The 13,803-nt window shown below is 62.7% G+C and carries 14 protein-coding genes; 7 read left to right on the top strand and 7 right to left on the bottom strand.

Annotated features, from left to right (window positions below):
• The first annotated feature begins 484 nt into the window (after positions 1-484).
• Together FAZ95_RS28120 and FAZ95_RS28115 are read left to right on the top strand one after the other, a co-directional pair.
• Complete coding sequence (locus tag FAZ95_RS28120) at positions 485-748, top strand: DUF4148 domain-containing protein (protein ID WP_175425792.1); 264 nt, start codon at positions 485-487, stop codon at positions 746-748.
• A gap of 570 nt (positions 749-1,318) precedes the next feature.
• Positions 1,319-2,446, top strand: a complete 1,128-nt coding sequence (locus tag FAZ95_RS28115) for an amidohydrolase family protein (protein WP_137335741.1) — start codon at positions 1,319-1,321, stop codon at positions 2,444-2,446.
• Between the two features lie 186 nt (positions 2,447-2,632).
• Here the strand turns inward: FAZ95_RS28115 and FAZ95_RS28110 are convergent, their stop codons facing one another.
• Positions 2,633-2,872, bottom strand: coding sequence for a DUF4148 domain-containing protein (locus FAZ95_RS28110; RefSeq protein WP_254700359.1), 240 nt, complete (start codon positions 2,870-2,872; stop codon positions 2,633-2,635).
• Here FAZ95_RS28110 and FAZ95_RS39570 point away from each other — a divergent pair.
• From FAZ95_RS39570 to FAZ95_RS28100, 3 genes are all read left to right on the top strand, one after another.
• Positions 2,809-3,027, top strand: a complete 219-nt coding sequence (locus tag FAZ95_RS39570) for a hypothetical protein (RefSeq protein WP_175425715.1) — start codon at positions 2,809-2,811, stop codon at positions 3,025-3,027. The two genes, FAZ95_RS28110 and FAZ95_RS39570, sit on opposite strands and share 64 nt — an antisense overlap.
• A gap of 123 nt (positions 3,028-3,150) precedes the next feature.
• Positions 3,151-4,296, top strand: a complete 1,146-nt coding sequence (locus FAZ95_RS28105; RefSeq protein WP_217497477.1) for a LysR family transcriptional regulator — start codon at positions 3,151-3,153, stop codon at positions 4,294-4,296.
• Between the two features lie 103 nt (positions 4,297-4,399).
• Complete coding sequence (locus FAZ95_RS28100; protein ID WP_137335739.1) at positions 4,400-5,290, top strand: SDR family NAD(P)-dependent oxidoreductase; 891 nt, start codon at positions 4,400-4,402, stop codon at positions 5,288-5,290.
• Positions 5,291-5,394: 104 nt separating this feature from the next.
• Here FAZ95_RS28100 and FAZ95_RS28095 read toward each other — a convergent pair whose 3' ends face one another.
• From FAZ95_RS28095 to FAZ95_RS28080, 4 genes are all read right to left on the bottom strand, one after another.
• On the bottom strand, positions 5,395-6,099 hold the full coding sequence (locus FAZ95_RS28095) for a glutathione binding-like protein (protein WP_137335738.1): 705 nt from the start codon (positions 6,097-6,099) through the stop codon (positions 5,395-5,397).
• Positions 6,100-6,297: 198 nt separating this feature from the next.
• The gene (locus FAZ95_RS28090; protein WP_137335737.1) at positions 6,298-7,398 is read right to left on the bottom strand and encodes an NAD(P)H-dependent flavin oxidoreductase; all 1,101 of its coding nucleotides are present in this window, start codon (positions 7,396-7,398) and stop codon (positions 6,298-6,300) included.
• A gap of 37 nt (positions 7,399-7,435) precedes the next feature.
• Positions 7,436-8,347 (bottom strand): LysR family transcriptional regulator, encoded by a 912-nt coding sequence (locus tag FAZ95_RS28085; protein ID WP_137337636.1) that lies wholly within the window; start codon positions 8,345-8,347, stop codon positions 7,436-7,438.
• 40 nt (positions 8,348-8,387) lie between these two features.
• The gene (locus FAZ95_RS28080; protein WP_137335736.1) at positions 8,388-9,308 is read right to left on the bottom strand and encodes a LysR substrate-binding domain-containing protein; all 921 of its coding nucleotides are present in this window, start codon (positions 9,306-9,308) and stop codon (positions 8,388-8,390) included.
• A 245-nt stretch (positions 9,309-9,553) separates the two neighbouring features.
• On the opposite strand from FAZ95_RS28080, the gene FAZ95_RS28075 reads away from it, so the two are divergent.
• Complete coding sequence (locus tag FAZ95_RS28075) at positions 9,554-10,240, top strand: haloacid dehalogenase type II (protein ID WP_137335735.1); 687 nt, start codon at positions 9,554-9,556, stop codon at positions 10,238-10,240.
• Between the two features lie 59 nt (positions 10,241-10,299).
• Here the strand turns inward: FAZ95_RS28075 and FAZ95_RS28070 are convergent, their stop codons facing one another.
• Entirely contained in the window at positions 10,300-11,811 is a 1,512-nt protein-coding gene (locus tag FAZ95_RS28070) for a CoA-acylating methylmalonate-semialdehyde dehydrogenase (protein ID WP_137335734.1), read from the bottom strand.
• A 108-nt stretch (positions 11,812-11,919) separates the two neighbouring features.
• Here FAZ95_RS28070 and FAZ95_RS28065 point away from each other — a divergent pair, with 108 nt between their 5' ends.
• On the top strand, positions 11,920-12,861 hold the full coding sequence (locus tag FAZ95_RS28065) for a LysR family transcriptional regulator (protein ID WP_137335733.1): 942 nt from the start codon (positions 11,920-11,922) through the stop codon (positions 12,859-12,861).
• Positions 12,862-12,938: 77 nt separating this feature from the next.
• Here FAZ95_RS28065 and FAZ95_RS28060 read toward each other — a convergent pair whose 3' ends face one another.
• The gene (locus tag FAZ95_RS28060; RefSeq protein WP_137335732.1) at positions 12,939-13,781 is read right to left on the bottom strand and encodes an oxidoreductase; all 843 of its coding nucleotides are present in this window, start codon (positions 13,779-13,781) and stop codon (positions 12,939-12,941) included.
• Positions 13,782-13,803 lie beyond the last annotated feature (22 nt).

Here is a 13,803-nt window from a genome sequence, read left to right as displayed (position 1 = left end):
AAGGCAGTGAAACAATGGATGAAGAGCCAATAAGGCGGGGCCCGCCCACGGAATCAGGCAATCCCCTAGCCTCTTTTAGCAACGGCCCCTTATTCACGCGGATGCAGTCAGCGCATACAGTGCACTGATACCTGTCGGCGTGCCGCAATCCTTGCGCGGGCTACGCCGACGTTCTGCTTTCAGAGCACAAAAATAATGCCAATATTGTTCCGACTGGAACAACCAGCAGAGCATCCATAAACACCAAGGGAGTAAGTTGCAGGTAATGAAAATAGATCCAGGCTGAATGCCCGGGGCCGATTCTGGAGCGGTCGTGATACAAAAAAAGTAACGCTGGAATAAGGGAGATTCTGCTTTGGTATTGCAAGAGCGTGCCAAGTCCTCGCAAGAACCTTTAATGCCTTTCGAAGCGGCACGAAATCCCGGCGCAAACTTCATGATTCGATTGGCGTCGGGTATGTCAAGCATGATGCTGGAGGATACGATGAACACTCTGACTTTAATCCCTATTGCCGCATTGACGTTGTGCACCACACTGGCCTATGCGGGTGACAACAGTGACGCATCCAGCACGGCCTCCGACAGCAACGCAGCTATGACGTCGGACGCAGTCGGCGGCACGTCAGGGGGCGGTAGCATGAGCGGCGCCGCCATTGGCAAGACTCGCGCGGAGGTCTATCAGGAATTGCTGCGGGCCCAGAAGGACGGCTCGCTCGATCGCTTGAATGCGCTTTACGGCGGGCAGTGAGCAGACGCACGGGATGCCGTACGGTACGCGCCGCACAGCGTCCCGGGAGACGACGCCAAAAATTGGAGCGAAGGGCCACAGCCCGGGAGAATGTCAGGACTCCTCGGCCCCTTCTACCCGGTGGGGAAAGCGCCTGACCCGGGCGCCGGCCTGACGCTTTATGGAAAGCTTCGCATAAGCCGACGACGTGACCGACGTACTCCGCGCATGAACGGCCGGTGTCGCAAGCACTTTGCGCATTGACATGAATGACCCAATCGGCGTCGATCGGCGTATTACCGTGAGTAGCGTTTGACGATGCCCGCGACGACTTAGTGATTTCTTGCCGGCTTGTCAGGAAACAGGGGGTGGATTACCCGTCGAACGTACCACCGGCCGCGTGGCGCGGGAATTCCGCGGCCGACCGGTTGGAGAGAGCGGTTGCGCACGGGGTGTGTGCCGTGTCGTCCATCGCTGTGTCCCTCTTGACCAATAGCCGCTCGCCACCTTGAATCTAGAGAGACAGGGCCGGCCATGTATTCCCTGAAATGCGCGCGACCTAATCGACCCTTGCGTCACCGGGAGAAGTGTATGCGCGACCACTTTGGGCAACGTCTGTTTCTCAGTCACTGTGGCTGCTGCAATCCTTCGATCTCCGCCCCAGTCAGTGAGAAAAGGAGAGGATTCCTCACCGGCGCCGCAGAGGTAGCGCTTGCCGCCGCAGCGATCGGGACTGGATGCCTTTCGCGCGCATTTGCGCAAGCGCCGGCTATCGTGAAGTCAGGCCTGATCGATGTGCATCATCATCACATTCCACCGTTTTATCTCGCCGAAAACCGTGAACGGATCACTGCCTCATTCGGCGGCAAGCTCACCCCAGCGTGGAACACCTGGACGCCCGAGGATGCGATTAAGGCGATGGACGACAGCGGTGTCGCCACCGCCATACTGTCGCTCACGACACCGGGCGTTTGGTTCGGTAATGCGCAGGAGGCACGGAAAACAGCTCGACGGGTCAACGAGTATGCCGCGGACCTCGGCCGGGCCTATCCGGGCCGCTTTGGGCTGTTTGCCGCCCTTCCGCTGCCCGATCAGGAAGGCAGTCTTCGCGAAATCGAGTACGCGCTCGACGTGCTGCATGCAAACGGAATCGGCTTGCTGACCAGTTACGGTGATAGGTGGCTGGGTGATGCAGCGTACGGGCCCGTTTTCGAAGAACTCGACCGCCGCAGAGCGGTGGTGTTCGTGCATCCCACCGTGCCAATCTGTTGTCGAACCTTGCTGGCAAACGTCCCGCCGGTAATGGACGAGATTCCGCAGGATACCGCGCGCGCCATTGCGAACCTCTTGTACACAGGCTCATTCTCTCGGCACAGAAACATACGCTTTATCTTCGCGCATGCGGGCGGCACCATGCCCATGATGTACGGACGCATGCTCGAGTTCCCTCCAGCAAACTTGGCCGAGAACGCTCCTAAGGGCATTGAGTACGAACTCCGGCGCCTCTACTACGATATTGCCGATACAGCCTTCGCTCCGGCGATCGCCGCACTCACTAGCCTGGTGCCGACGACACAGATTCTCTTCGGGAGTGACAACCCCTACGCGCCTGTGGCGGAGACAGTCCGTCGCATGAGGCAGCTAGGTCTCTCTCACGCCGATTTGCGTGCTATCGGCCGGGAGAACGCGCTTGCACTGCTTCCGCGTCTGTCGCAGTGACAGCGCGCTCGCCGAGCCAATACGACCGGTAGCAGGGGCACGAGCGGTCCCGGAAAGCAGCATCGGCGGCTGTCTCTTCTTGACCGAAGTCGTCAGTTCGACGGCAACCCGACTCCGGGTGGACCGCGAGTTTCGGCTGCCGACCCCACAAAGCGGACAGCCGCATGCGCTGTTCACACAATCGTCCTACCAGGTATGTGCCGCCGAATGGCTAATAAAATTCGGCGTACCACCGGGCCCATAAGGATCCGGGTTGCCGAAACGCGGAATACTCCCGTCCGCACGGGCTTGGGCCAATTCCGCGCGCACCTGCGCTCGCGTCTTCGGACCTTGAGTCGACACCGCCTGCGTCGAGCTTGACTGTGAAGATTGAACGGATTGGGCGCACACCAGAGTGGGCGCTACAGACAGTGTTGCCACGACCATTGTCATCATCAACTGCATTGGTTTCATCATCGCTCTCCAAACACCTCTTTACCGATCTGCACACTTGCCTGATGGGCAAGCAGACCGGTATCAATGAACTACTCTGGTGTTTTTATTTAAGAGAGCCGACCCAATCCAACCTGCCGGAAACCTAGCGTGCATGGTGCAGGTTACTACGACCCGGGCGGCCTGTCTCATAACGCCCCCCGAAGACTTGTGCGCTATGGTCAGCATAGGTTTTCTCAGCGGAATAGCGATTGTCGGCAATTTAGGCATTGATGTCGAACGCCCGAAGTTGGCCGAACCCGGAAATTCCTTTGCCGTTGCCAGGCGCCGTTGTCGGAGTAACCTCGAATTTCCGTAGCCGGCCCGAAGCGGTCGGTCATCGTCCAGCGATTGCGCTGCCCTCTTGCGAAGTACAACGGCCGTTCGCGTTTCTGGTTCGTCGGGCGGGTCGTCGGCCGAGCGGTAAGTCGCCGGCAGTTCCGCAGATGACCATCTTGAGGCTTGAAACTATGGATATCGGTGGCTTCGATCTCAATCTACTGAAGGCATTCGACGCTCTTTATGCGGAGCGTCACGTGACGCGCGCCGGGCTGCGTATCGGCCTGAGTCAGTCCGCGATGAGCGGCGCCCTTACCCGGTTGCGTGAGCTGTTCGAGGATGAGCTGTTCTTGCGCACGCCGTCGGGGATGCAGCCGACCCCACGGGCTCACGATCTTGCGGGTCCGATATCCAGCGCGCTCCGGCTGGTACGAGGTGCGTTACGGGCCGACGGTTTCGATCCGGCGACCGCTAGTGACGCGTTCACGATCGCGATGAACGACTATTCCGCTTTCGTTCTACTACCGCTGCTGCTGGCACGCCTTAGCATCGAGGCGCCTCACGTCGACGTGCACGTGCACGGAACGTTCGGCCGGGATGAGGCGCTCGGACTTCTCGAAAGCGGCGAAGTCAGCCTCGCGATCGGCTTCCCGGTCGAAGCTTCGGCACGCATCCTCACGCGCCCTCTGCTCCAGGAGGACTTTGCGTGCGTAGCGCGTCCCGAGCACCCCGCGTTTGCGCCCGGTGCTGGCCTCGACGCCTTCACGAATGCGCCTCATCTCCTGATCTCTCCCGAGGGCGACCGCTCGAGTGTGGTCGATCGCGAGCTCGCCAAGCTGGGGCTCGGACGGCGCGTGGTCCTGAGCTTGCCGCAATTTCTGGTCGCGCCGTTCGTGATCGCCGAGACCGATCTCGTCGCAACACTCGCCTCCCGTGTCGCTCGGCGGTTCGCAGCGACCGGGGTCGGCATCTCCGTACATCGACCGCCAATCGAACTGCCCACCTGGTCGCTTGCGATGATGTGGCATCGACGTGCGGACGCTCACGCGGCCACTCGTTGGCTGCGAAACGTCGTCGCCGAGGTCGCCGCCTCGGCTTGATGTCATCGGCGCGAGCGATATCAGTACATCAGAACTTGCGATTTCCATTTGAAAAAGCGGCCCACTACCATTGCCTGCACCGACATTGGAAGAGGTAACGGACATGCGAGTATTGGTGACAGGAGCAACGGGTTTGATTGGGGGGGCTGTAGCGCGTCGCTTGATGGCGAGCGGCCATGAGGTCGTGGGACTCGCCCGTTCGGAAAAGAGTGCGAGCAAGCTGACCGGCGAGGGCTTTGCCGTGACGCAAGGCGACCTCGCCGACTCGGCGAGCGTCGCTTCTGCAGCTCGTGCCGTCGACGCGGTGATACACGCCGCCTCGCCTAACGACCAGAATACGGCTGCTTATGACATCGCTGCGACGCGCTCGATCATCGAAGCGCTGCGCGGCACGGGCAAGCATTTTATCTATACAAGCGGTTGTCTGATCTACGGATCGACCGGCGACACACCCGCAACTGAAGACAGCCCGCGGAATCCAGTCGAGCTCGTGCGCTGGCGCCAAGCGCTCGAGGACGAGATCCTCGCGGCTGCGGCGGCGGGTGTTCACCCGAGCGTAATCCGGCCAGGCTGGGTTTACGGCAACTGGGGTGGCGCGGCAATGATGATGTACGGCGCGGCCAAGGAATACGGCGTGGCGCGCTACGTCGGCGACGGGCGAAACCGCTGGTCGACGGTGCACGCTGACGACCTCGCCGACCTCTACGCGCTCACGCTTGATCGGGCGCCGGTGAGCTCAGTCTTCAACGGCGTTCACGGAGCGGCGATACCGATTATCGACATCGCGCGCGCGGCGAGCGAGGCCGCCGGCGCCGAAGGCCGCGTGGCGGCATGGCCGCTCGACGAGGCGCGCCAGTCGCTCTGGGCCTTTGCCGACGCGATCGCCTGCGATCAGGTCATCTCGGGCGAAAAGGCAAAACGCGAGCTTGATTGGCGTCCGTCGCGACGCTCGATCGTCGAGGAGTTGCGTTCCTACGCGTCGGCGGCCGCCTAAGCACGCGGTGCTACTTCAACCGCCTTTCCAGGGGAGTGGCGCGGAGCGAAGTCCAGTCAGCCGGGGGACTTTTCCGCGCCTCAATCCAGCCTTAATTCCGCTCATTAATCCCGCTTAGGAATATTGATCCCCTTCGCCACAGCCGGACGCTCGACAAACGCTTTCAGCACGCGCGTGACATTCGGAAAATCCGCGATCCCCACCATTTCGCCTGCCTCGTAAAAACCGATCAGGTTGCGCACCCAAGGGAACGTGGCGATATCGGCGATCGTGTAGTCGTCGCCCATGATCCAGCGGCGGCCGTCGAGCCGTCCCTCGAGCACGTTGAGCAGACGCCGCGACTCGGCGACATAGCGGTCGCGCGGACGCTTGTCCTCATACTCCTTGCCCGCGAACTTGTGGAAGAAGCCCACTTGCCCGAACATCGGGCCGATGCCGCCCATCTGGAACATCAGCCACTGGATCGTCTCGTAGCGGCCGGCCGGGTCCTTCGGCATGAAGCGTCCGCTCTTGTCGGCCAGATAGATCAGGATCGCGCCCGATTCGAACAACGCGAGCGGCTTGCCGTCCGGGCCGTTGGGATCGAGAATCGCCGGAATTTTATTGTTCGGATTGAGCGACAGGAATTCAGGCGACAACTGGTCGTCGGAATCGAAGCGCACGAGATGCGGTTCGTACGGCAGCCCGGTTTCTTCGAGCATGGTCGACACCTTGATGCCGTTGGGCGTCGGCAGCGAGTAAAGCTGGATGCGGTCAGGGTGTTGCGCGGGCCATTTGGCCGTGATGGGAAAGTCGGAAAGGTTCGTCATGCGCGGTCCTAAGCCTCGTAACGGTAGCAAGAGTTTGCTTTTCGATGCCGCCGGTTGAATAGGCGGCGAATTCAAACCACTGCTGGATTCTACCCGCGCAGGATGTGTCTTGCTTTCCGGCGCTAGCCCGCTGCAGACCGCGTGATGCAGCGGGCTAGCGTGCATGCGGTCCTATTGACCGACGACGAGCGATGCGCTTCAGCCCGCAAGCTGCAGCAGTTGTCCCACGCTCTCCTTCCACTCGCGCTCGAGCTGAGCGACGAGCTCCGCCGCAGGCAGAGACCGCGCGAGCGCCGCAGCCTGCCCCGCCCATTGCGCGCCGTAGCCGAACTCGCCCTTCGCCTTGGCCGCTGCGTGCAGCGCCTTGCCTGCGTCATAGGCGATCGGATAGTCGGGCACCTTCGGCGCGTTGGCGTCGCTGCCGAGCTCGGTGAACTGGTTGACCATGCTGCGCGCCACGCGGCCGGAGATGGCCGACGTAAACGTCGTGTGGCGTGCCGAATCGCTTAGCAGCGTGCGACGGTAGCCCTCGTCGATCGACGTTTCCGGACACGCCACGAACGCCGTGCCGAGCTGCGCCGCTTGTGCGCCGAGCGCGAGCGCCGCCGCAATTCCCGCGCCGTCCATGATGCCGCCCGCGGCAATGACAGGCAGCGAAAACGTTTTGACGAGCAGACGCGTCAGCGCAAACGTGCCCAAGCAGTCATCGATCGCATCGGGGTTGAACACGCCCCGATGGCCGCCCGCCTCGATGCCTTGCGCGATGATCGCATCAAGACCGGCATCGGCAATCCGCGCTGCCTCGTCGAGATTGGTCGCCGCGCCCAGCAGCTTGATGCCGGCCTTCTTCAGATCGGCGATGACCTCGGCGGTCGGCAAGCCGAAGTGGAAGCTGACCACGGCCGGCTTGTCTTCGAGCAAGACCTCGACCGACTCCGGGTCCGCGAGGAAGCTCGTGTAGATCTCCCACAGCGAAGCGGGCGCCGTCGCACCGTATTTCGCGAAGTGCGGCGCGAGCCACTGCAGCCACTGGCGTTCGACCGCTTCGTTCGCCATCGCCGGGCTATGGCAGAACACGTTGATGTTGAAAGGCTTCGACGTCAGCGCGCGCGTGTCCTTGATGAACTTGCGCGTGCCTTCGGCGTTCGTCGCGCCGACGCCGAGCGAGCCGAGCCCGCCCGCATTCGATACGGCAGCCGCCAGCGCCGGCGTGCTGACGCCCGCCATCGGCGCCTGGATGATCGGTTTTTCAATGCCCAGCAAACGCAGCAGCGTTCGATTGTCTGTCGGGTGAGTCATGTCGGTTCCTCTTCAAATGGGTGGCGTCGCACTCGCGCTACGCCTCGAGTTTCAGCATCAGGAAGTCCACGAAGCAGCGCACGCGCGACGACAAATGCCGGCCGTGCGGATAAAGCAGGTAGAACGGCCGCGAGCAGCCGCCATAGGCAGGCAGCACGACCTTGAGCGTGCCGTCCACGATGTCTTTCTCGACAATGAAGCGATAGGTCTGGAAGACGCCCGCGCCATAACGCGCGAGCGTCACGCCGGCCAACGCATCGCCCGACGACCCATAGCCTCCGTTCGTGACCAGCTCGACCGATTCGCCGTCGCGCTTGAACGTCCAAGGCAGATTGCGCCCGGTGCTCGGCAACTCGAACTGGATGCAGTCGTGGTGAGCGAGGTCGTCGGGCGTCTCGAGCTTGCCGGCTTGCCGCAAATAGGCGGGCGCCGCGACGACGACGATCTCCGCGTCTTCGAGCTTGCGTGCAATGAGGCCGGAATCGCGCGGCGCGCGCCCGCGGATCGCGAGGTCGTATCCCTCTTCGGCGAAGTCGATGTTGCGATTGCTCAGGTGCGTTGCCACCTGCACCTCGGGAAAGCGCGAGCGAAAGTCGCTGAGGATCGGCAGAACGCGGTAGTGGCCGTATGGCGTCGGCATGCTGATGCGCAGCAGGCCGGCGGGCGTGGTCTGCTGACCGGTCGCTTCGCGCTCCGCTTCCGAGAGCTGGGTCAGCGCCTGCCGGCATTGCTCGAAGTAGCGCTTGCCCAAATCGGTCAGGCGGATCTGCCGCGTGGTTCGCACGAAAAGCCGCGCGCCGAGCCGCTCTTCGAGGCGCGCCACCGCCCGGCTGACGGCGGCCGGCGTGACGCCCGCCGCATTGGCCGCGAGCGTGAAGCTTTCGACTTCCGCAGCCAGACAGAACAGTTCGATGCTGCCCAGAACGAGATCTTCAAATTGACGCTGCATGGCCGTGTCGCCCCATCCGCGGTTGTTCTTCATAGCATTGCTACCGAGCGGCGCCGTTTTCGCGCGTCACGCGAATTCGGGTGTCGACGGCTCGAAGCAGCGCCTCGTACGCACCGCTACTGTACGCTGAGCGCGCGATCAGATAAGTGTCGACGGCCGCGATTGGCTGGGTCCGGACATGCAGCGGCGCACGCTGCAGCTCCAATACCGACTTCGGACACAACGCGAAACACGATCTCGCCGCCACGCAGGCAAGCATCGTGTGATAGGACGTGAGCTCCATCAGCTTCCAGCCGGTCTCGTGCTCCGCATTCCGGATGCCGAGCCACCGCTCGAGCACGCTTCGATAGCTGCACCCTTTGGCAAAGGCGGCCCATGTCCTGATCTGAAGGTCCTCCGGACGTTTGACGGGGGGATGATTGGGCGGCAACACCAGCAGCATGTCTTCCGTGCAGGCGCGGGTTGCGCTCAAGCCGCTGCGCTCGGCAACGCCGCCGATGCCGGGAACATGCCCGAAGCCTGCGTCGGCGACGAACGCGCAGTCCACGCGGCTCATCAATACGTCGTCGATGAGCGAACACGACGTGCCGATCGAGATCTCCAGTTCGATCTGGGGCCAGCGGCTGTGGTAGACCGAGAGCAACGACGGCAGGCGCGTGGCCGCCGTGCTTTCCATGGCGCCGATACGCAACACGCCGGCAGGCTGATCCGGGCTCATCGCTTCTCGCGCCTCTTCGGCCAGCGCGAGCAGACGCTGTGCATACACGAGCATCCGGCGTCCGTTGGGCGTCAACGTCATGCGCCTGCCTTCCCGCGAAAACAGCTCGACCCGCAGCTCTTCTTCGAGCTGCTTGACCCGCGTCGTGACGTTCGACTGAACGCGCGCGAGATGGTGAGCCGCTCGCGTGATGCTCTGCTCCGCAGCGACCGTGCAAAAAATTTCCAGCGAAGAGAAATCCATGTTGCTCTCGATCAGGTTCTCTCTCAGAGATCGTCCTGACGAGATTGTTCTTTTTTCGCGATCGAGCGGTCAACGGGCCGGCCGGAAAAACAGTCTTTACCTGCGGGAAAAACCATTCAACGACACAACGTTATTCCCTCATGGAAACCAAGCGGCGTCACCTTGTGAGCGCTTAAGTTCTATGCTGTCGTTGCGTCGTGCGCTGTGCGGCACGGCCTTGATCGGACTTTATGCGGAGTATCCAAATGACCGCCATCAAAGGCATCGCTTTCGACATGTATGGAACGCTCTATGACGTGCACTCGGTCGCCGCGCGCTGCGACGGGTTCTTCCCTGGGCGCGGGAAAGACATCAGCGCCCTGTGGCGCCAGAAGAATCTCGAGTACACATGGCTGCGCACGCTCATGGAGGAATACGTTCCGTTCGAGGCGCTAACCGAGGACGCGCTCGTCTTCGCGTGCAACGCGCTAAAGCTGCCGCTCGACGACGACACGCGCGCCCAACTGTGCGACGCGTATCTGAAACTGGAGCCGCATCCCGAGGTGCCTGCCGCGCTCGCCGAGCTTCAGTCGATGGGACTGCCTCTCGCGATTCTGTCGAACGGGTCCGTGCAATCGATCCGCAGTGTGGTCAGCCATTCAGGCTTGGAAAAGCGCTTCACGCATCTGCTCAGCGCGGATAGCGTCAAGGTCTATAAGCCGCACCGCAAGGTGTATGAGCTTGGCGAAAACGAACTTGGGTTCGATCGCTCGGAAATACTCTTCGTGTCGTCGAATTCGTGGGATGCGTCGGGCGCGCATCAGTTCGGCTATCGAGTCTGCTGGGTGAATCGCAGCGGCAATGTCTTCGAGGAACTCGGCCAGGTTCCGGACCAGGTCGTAGCGAGCATCGATGCGTTGCCGGGCTACATCAAGGCACACAACGCAGGCTGATGCGCCGCGTCGACACGCAGGGCGGCCCTGGCGCCGCCCTGCCCGCACGCTGAGAGACCTTACTTCGCGGTCGGCATGGCGAACTCCGCACCCTTCTCGATACTCTCGGGCCAGCGCTGCATGATCGACTTCTGCTTCGTATAGAAACGCACGCCCTCTTCGCCGTAAGCATGCGTATCGCCGAACAGGCTGCGCTTCCAGCCGCCGAAGCCGTGCCATGCCATCGGCACCGGAATCGGCACATTGATGCCGACCATCCCGACTTCGATGCGGCGGCCGAACTCGCGAGCGATGTGACCATCGCGCGTGAAGCACGCGACGCCGTTGCCGAACTCGTGCGCATTGATCAGATCGATCGCTTCGGAGAAGTCCTTGACGCGCACGCACGCGAGCACCGGGCCGAAGATTTCTTCCTTGTAGATGCGCATGTCGGGCGTGACGTTGTCGAACAGCGTGCCGCCGGTGAAGAAGCCATCCTCGTGACCCGGCACCTTCAGGCCGCGGCCGTCGACGACGAGCGTCGCGCCTTCCTTCACACCCTCCGCGATATAGCCTTCGATGCGCTCCAGCGCTTGGCGCGTGACGACCGGGCCCATTTCGGCGTCGGCTTCCATGCCGTTCTTGACGATGAGGCTGCGGGCGCGCTCGGCGAGCTGTGGAATGACCTTGTCGGCCACGTCGCCGACGAGCAGCGCGACCGAAATCGCCATGCAGCGCTCGCCTGCGGAGCCGTAAGCGGCGCCGATCAACGCGTCGACCGACTTGTCGAGATCGGCATCCGGCATCACGACCATATGATTCTTCGCGCCGCCGAGCGCCTGCACGCGCTTGCCATGCTTCGCACCCGTTTCGTAGATGTAGTTGGCGATCGGCGTCGAGCCGACGAAGCTCACCGCCTTGACATCGGGGTGCTCGAGCAGCGCGTCGACCACGACTTTGTCGCCCTGCACCACGTTGAAGATGCCGTCGGGCAGGCCCGCTTGCTTGAGCAGGTCCGCCATGAACAGCGACGCCGACGGATCGCGCTCGCTCGGCTTCAGAATGAACGCGTTGCCTGCCGCGATGGCGACCGGGAACATCCAGCACGGCACCATGCAAGGGAAATTGAACGGCGTGATGCCCGCGACGACGCCGAGCGCCTGACGCGTCGTCCAATTGTCGATGCCCGTCGAGACCTGTTCGGTGTAGTCGCCCTTGAGCAGTTGCGGAATCCCGCACGCGAACTCGATGACGTCGATGCCGCGCGCGACCTCGCCCTGCGCATCGGAAAACACCTTGCCGTGCTCGGCCGTGATGATGGCGGCGAGTTCGTCGGCGTGCTTGTTCATCAATTCGAGGAAACGCAGCATGACGCGCGCGCGCTTGATCGGCGGCGTATCGCGCCACTCCGGAAACGCGGACTTCGCGCTGGCCACTGCTGAATCGACATCCGCCGCTTCGCCCAGAACGAGCTTGCGGACGCGTGCGCCGGTCGCGGGATTGAACACGGGCTGGCTGCGGGTGCCGCTGCCCGTCACGCGCTGACCATGAATGAAATGCACGACGTCCGCGCTGTCGTTATAGGCTTGCATGCCGGCTCCTTGGCGTAAATGGATGATGTACGCAGTGTAGAAAGCGGCGGCCTCATTGGAAAGACGCTAACATTGAACTCATTGTTTAGCCGAATGAACAATGAGTGTATGGATACCCAAAAGATCGAAGGACTCTGGACACATCTGCACTGGCTCGCCATGCTCGCCGAGCAAGGCAGCTATACGGCCACGGCGTCGCGCCTGGGCGTCAGCAAGGCGGCCGTGAGCCAGCGCATCTCCGAGCTGGAGCGCGCCGCCGGGATTTCGCTGGTGCAGCGCACCACGCGCAGCGTCCGGCTCACGGAGGCCGGACAGCGGCTCGTCGACAACACGCGCGGCCAGTACGAGCACATCGCGGCGAGCTTTGCGAGCGTGCGGGAATTGGCGGGCGTGGCGCGCGGGCTCGTGCGCGTCACCGCGCCCGTCGCGTTCGCGCGCCAGCAGTTGCTGCCGCGGCTGTCCGGATTCCTTCGGACGAATCCCGAGGTTCGCGTTCAGCTCGAAGTCTCCGACCGGCTGGTTTCCCTCGCGGCGGAAGGCTTCGATCTGGCGATACGCCACAGCGCCGCCGCGCCCGATACGCACGTCGCCTGGAAGCTCTGCGAAACCCGATCGGTGATCGTTGCGACGCGCGCGTATCTGCGCAAGCGCGGCACGCCGCACCTCCCGCAGGATCTATCGACGCACGACTGTCTGTTCTATCCGCGCTCGACAGGGGCGCCGATGTGGTCGTTCGAGCGCAAAGCTGCACGAAAATCCGCCGCGACAAGCGTCTCGCTGCCGATCAACGGACAGTTCTCCGCCAATAACAGCGAAGCGCTTCGCGATGCGGCGCTCGACGACCTCGGCATCGCCCTGCTGCCGGACTTCACAGCGCAAGCGGCTGTCCAAGCCGGCAAGCTGGTCGTGCTGTTGCCCGAATGGCGCGTCACCGGCACGTTCGCGGAGCAGCTCTACATCCTGCGTCCCTATACGTCGCACGTGCCGCGTGCGGTCGGGCTCTTCGTCGCTTACCTTCGCGAGCAATTCGCCGAGGGCTTTCCGATGTAGCGAAAAAAACCGGCGGAAACCGCCGGCTTGCCAATCCCTGCTACGGAGTGGACAGGGATATGAGAAAGGGGATGTGCTCAGGAAAAATCAGTCGATTTCGACACCGCTTCCCACGCGTCGATTTCCGCGGTCAGCGCGGATAGCTTTTCCCTGACGACGCTTAGCGCGTCGTTGCCGAGCAGGAGGTGAACCGGCGGATTGTCGTGCTCGACGATATCGAGCAGCACTTGCGCAGCCTTGGCCGGATCGCCGGTTTGCTTACCGTCCTTTGCCCGGCGAGCGCGGCGGATCGGAGCAAACACGGTGTCGTAGTCCTCGATGCTGCGCGCCGTTCGCACCATCGAGCGGCCCGCCCAATCGGTGCGAAATGCGCCCGGCGCGACAGTCGTGACCTTGATGCCGAAGCCGCGTACTTCTTTCGCCAGCGTTTCCGACATGCCCTCGAGCGCGAACTTGCTGCCGCTGTAGTACGCGATGCCCGGGAACGTCGCGAGGCCGGCCATCGACGTGATGTTGATGATGTGGCCCGTGCGCCGCATGCGCATCGACGGCAGCACCGCCTTGATCATCGCCACGGCGCCGAACACGTTGACGTTGAACTGCTGCACCAGTTCGTCGAGCGGGGACTCTTCGAGCGTGCCTTCGTGACCGTAGCCCGCGTTGTTGATGAGCACATCGACCGGCCCGGTAAGCGCCGTCGCTTGCTTGACCGCTGCGTCGATTGCCGCGAAGTCCGTCACGTCGAGAATCACGCCGTGAGCGCGCCCCGCGTGCAGCGTGTCGAACTCGGCCTTGGCCGCCGCGCTCCTGACGGTGCCGATCACCGTGTGCCCCGCGCTCAAAGCGGCTTGCGCAAATGCCCGGCCGAAGCCGGAGCTGGCGCCGGTAATCAAGAACACGCGCTGTGCAGGTTTGTCCATGGTGCCGATCTCTTCGATAACA

This window comes from Trinickia violacea (assembly GCF_005280735.1).
Taxonomy (GTDB): Bacteria; Pseudomonadota; Gammaproteobacteria; order Burkholderiales; family Burkholderiaceae; genus Trinickia_A; species Trinickia_A violacea.
Note: the sequence above shows the minus strand (reverse complement) of the source record. Positions and strands in the feature narration are given on the sequence as shown.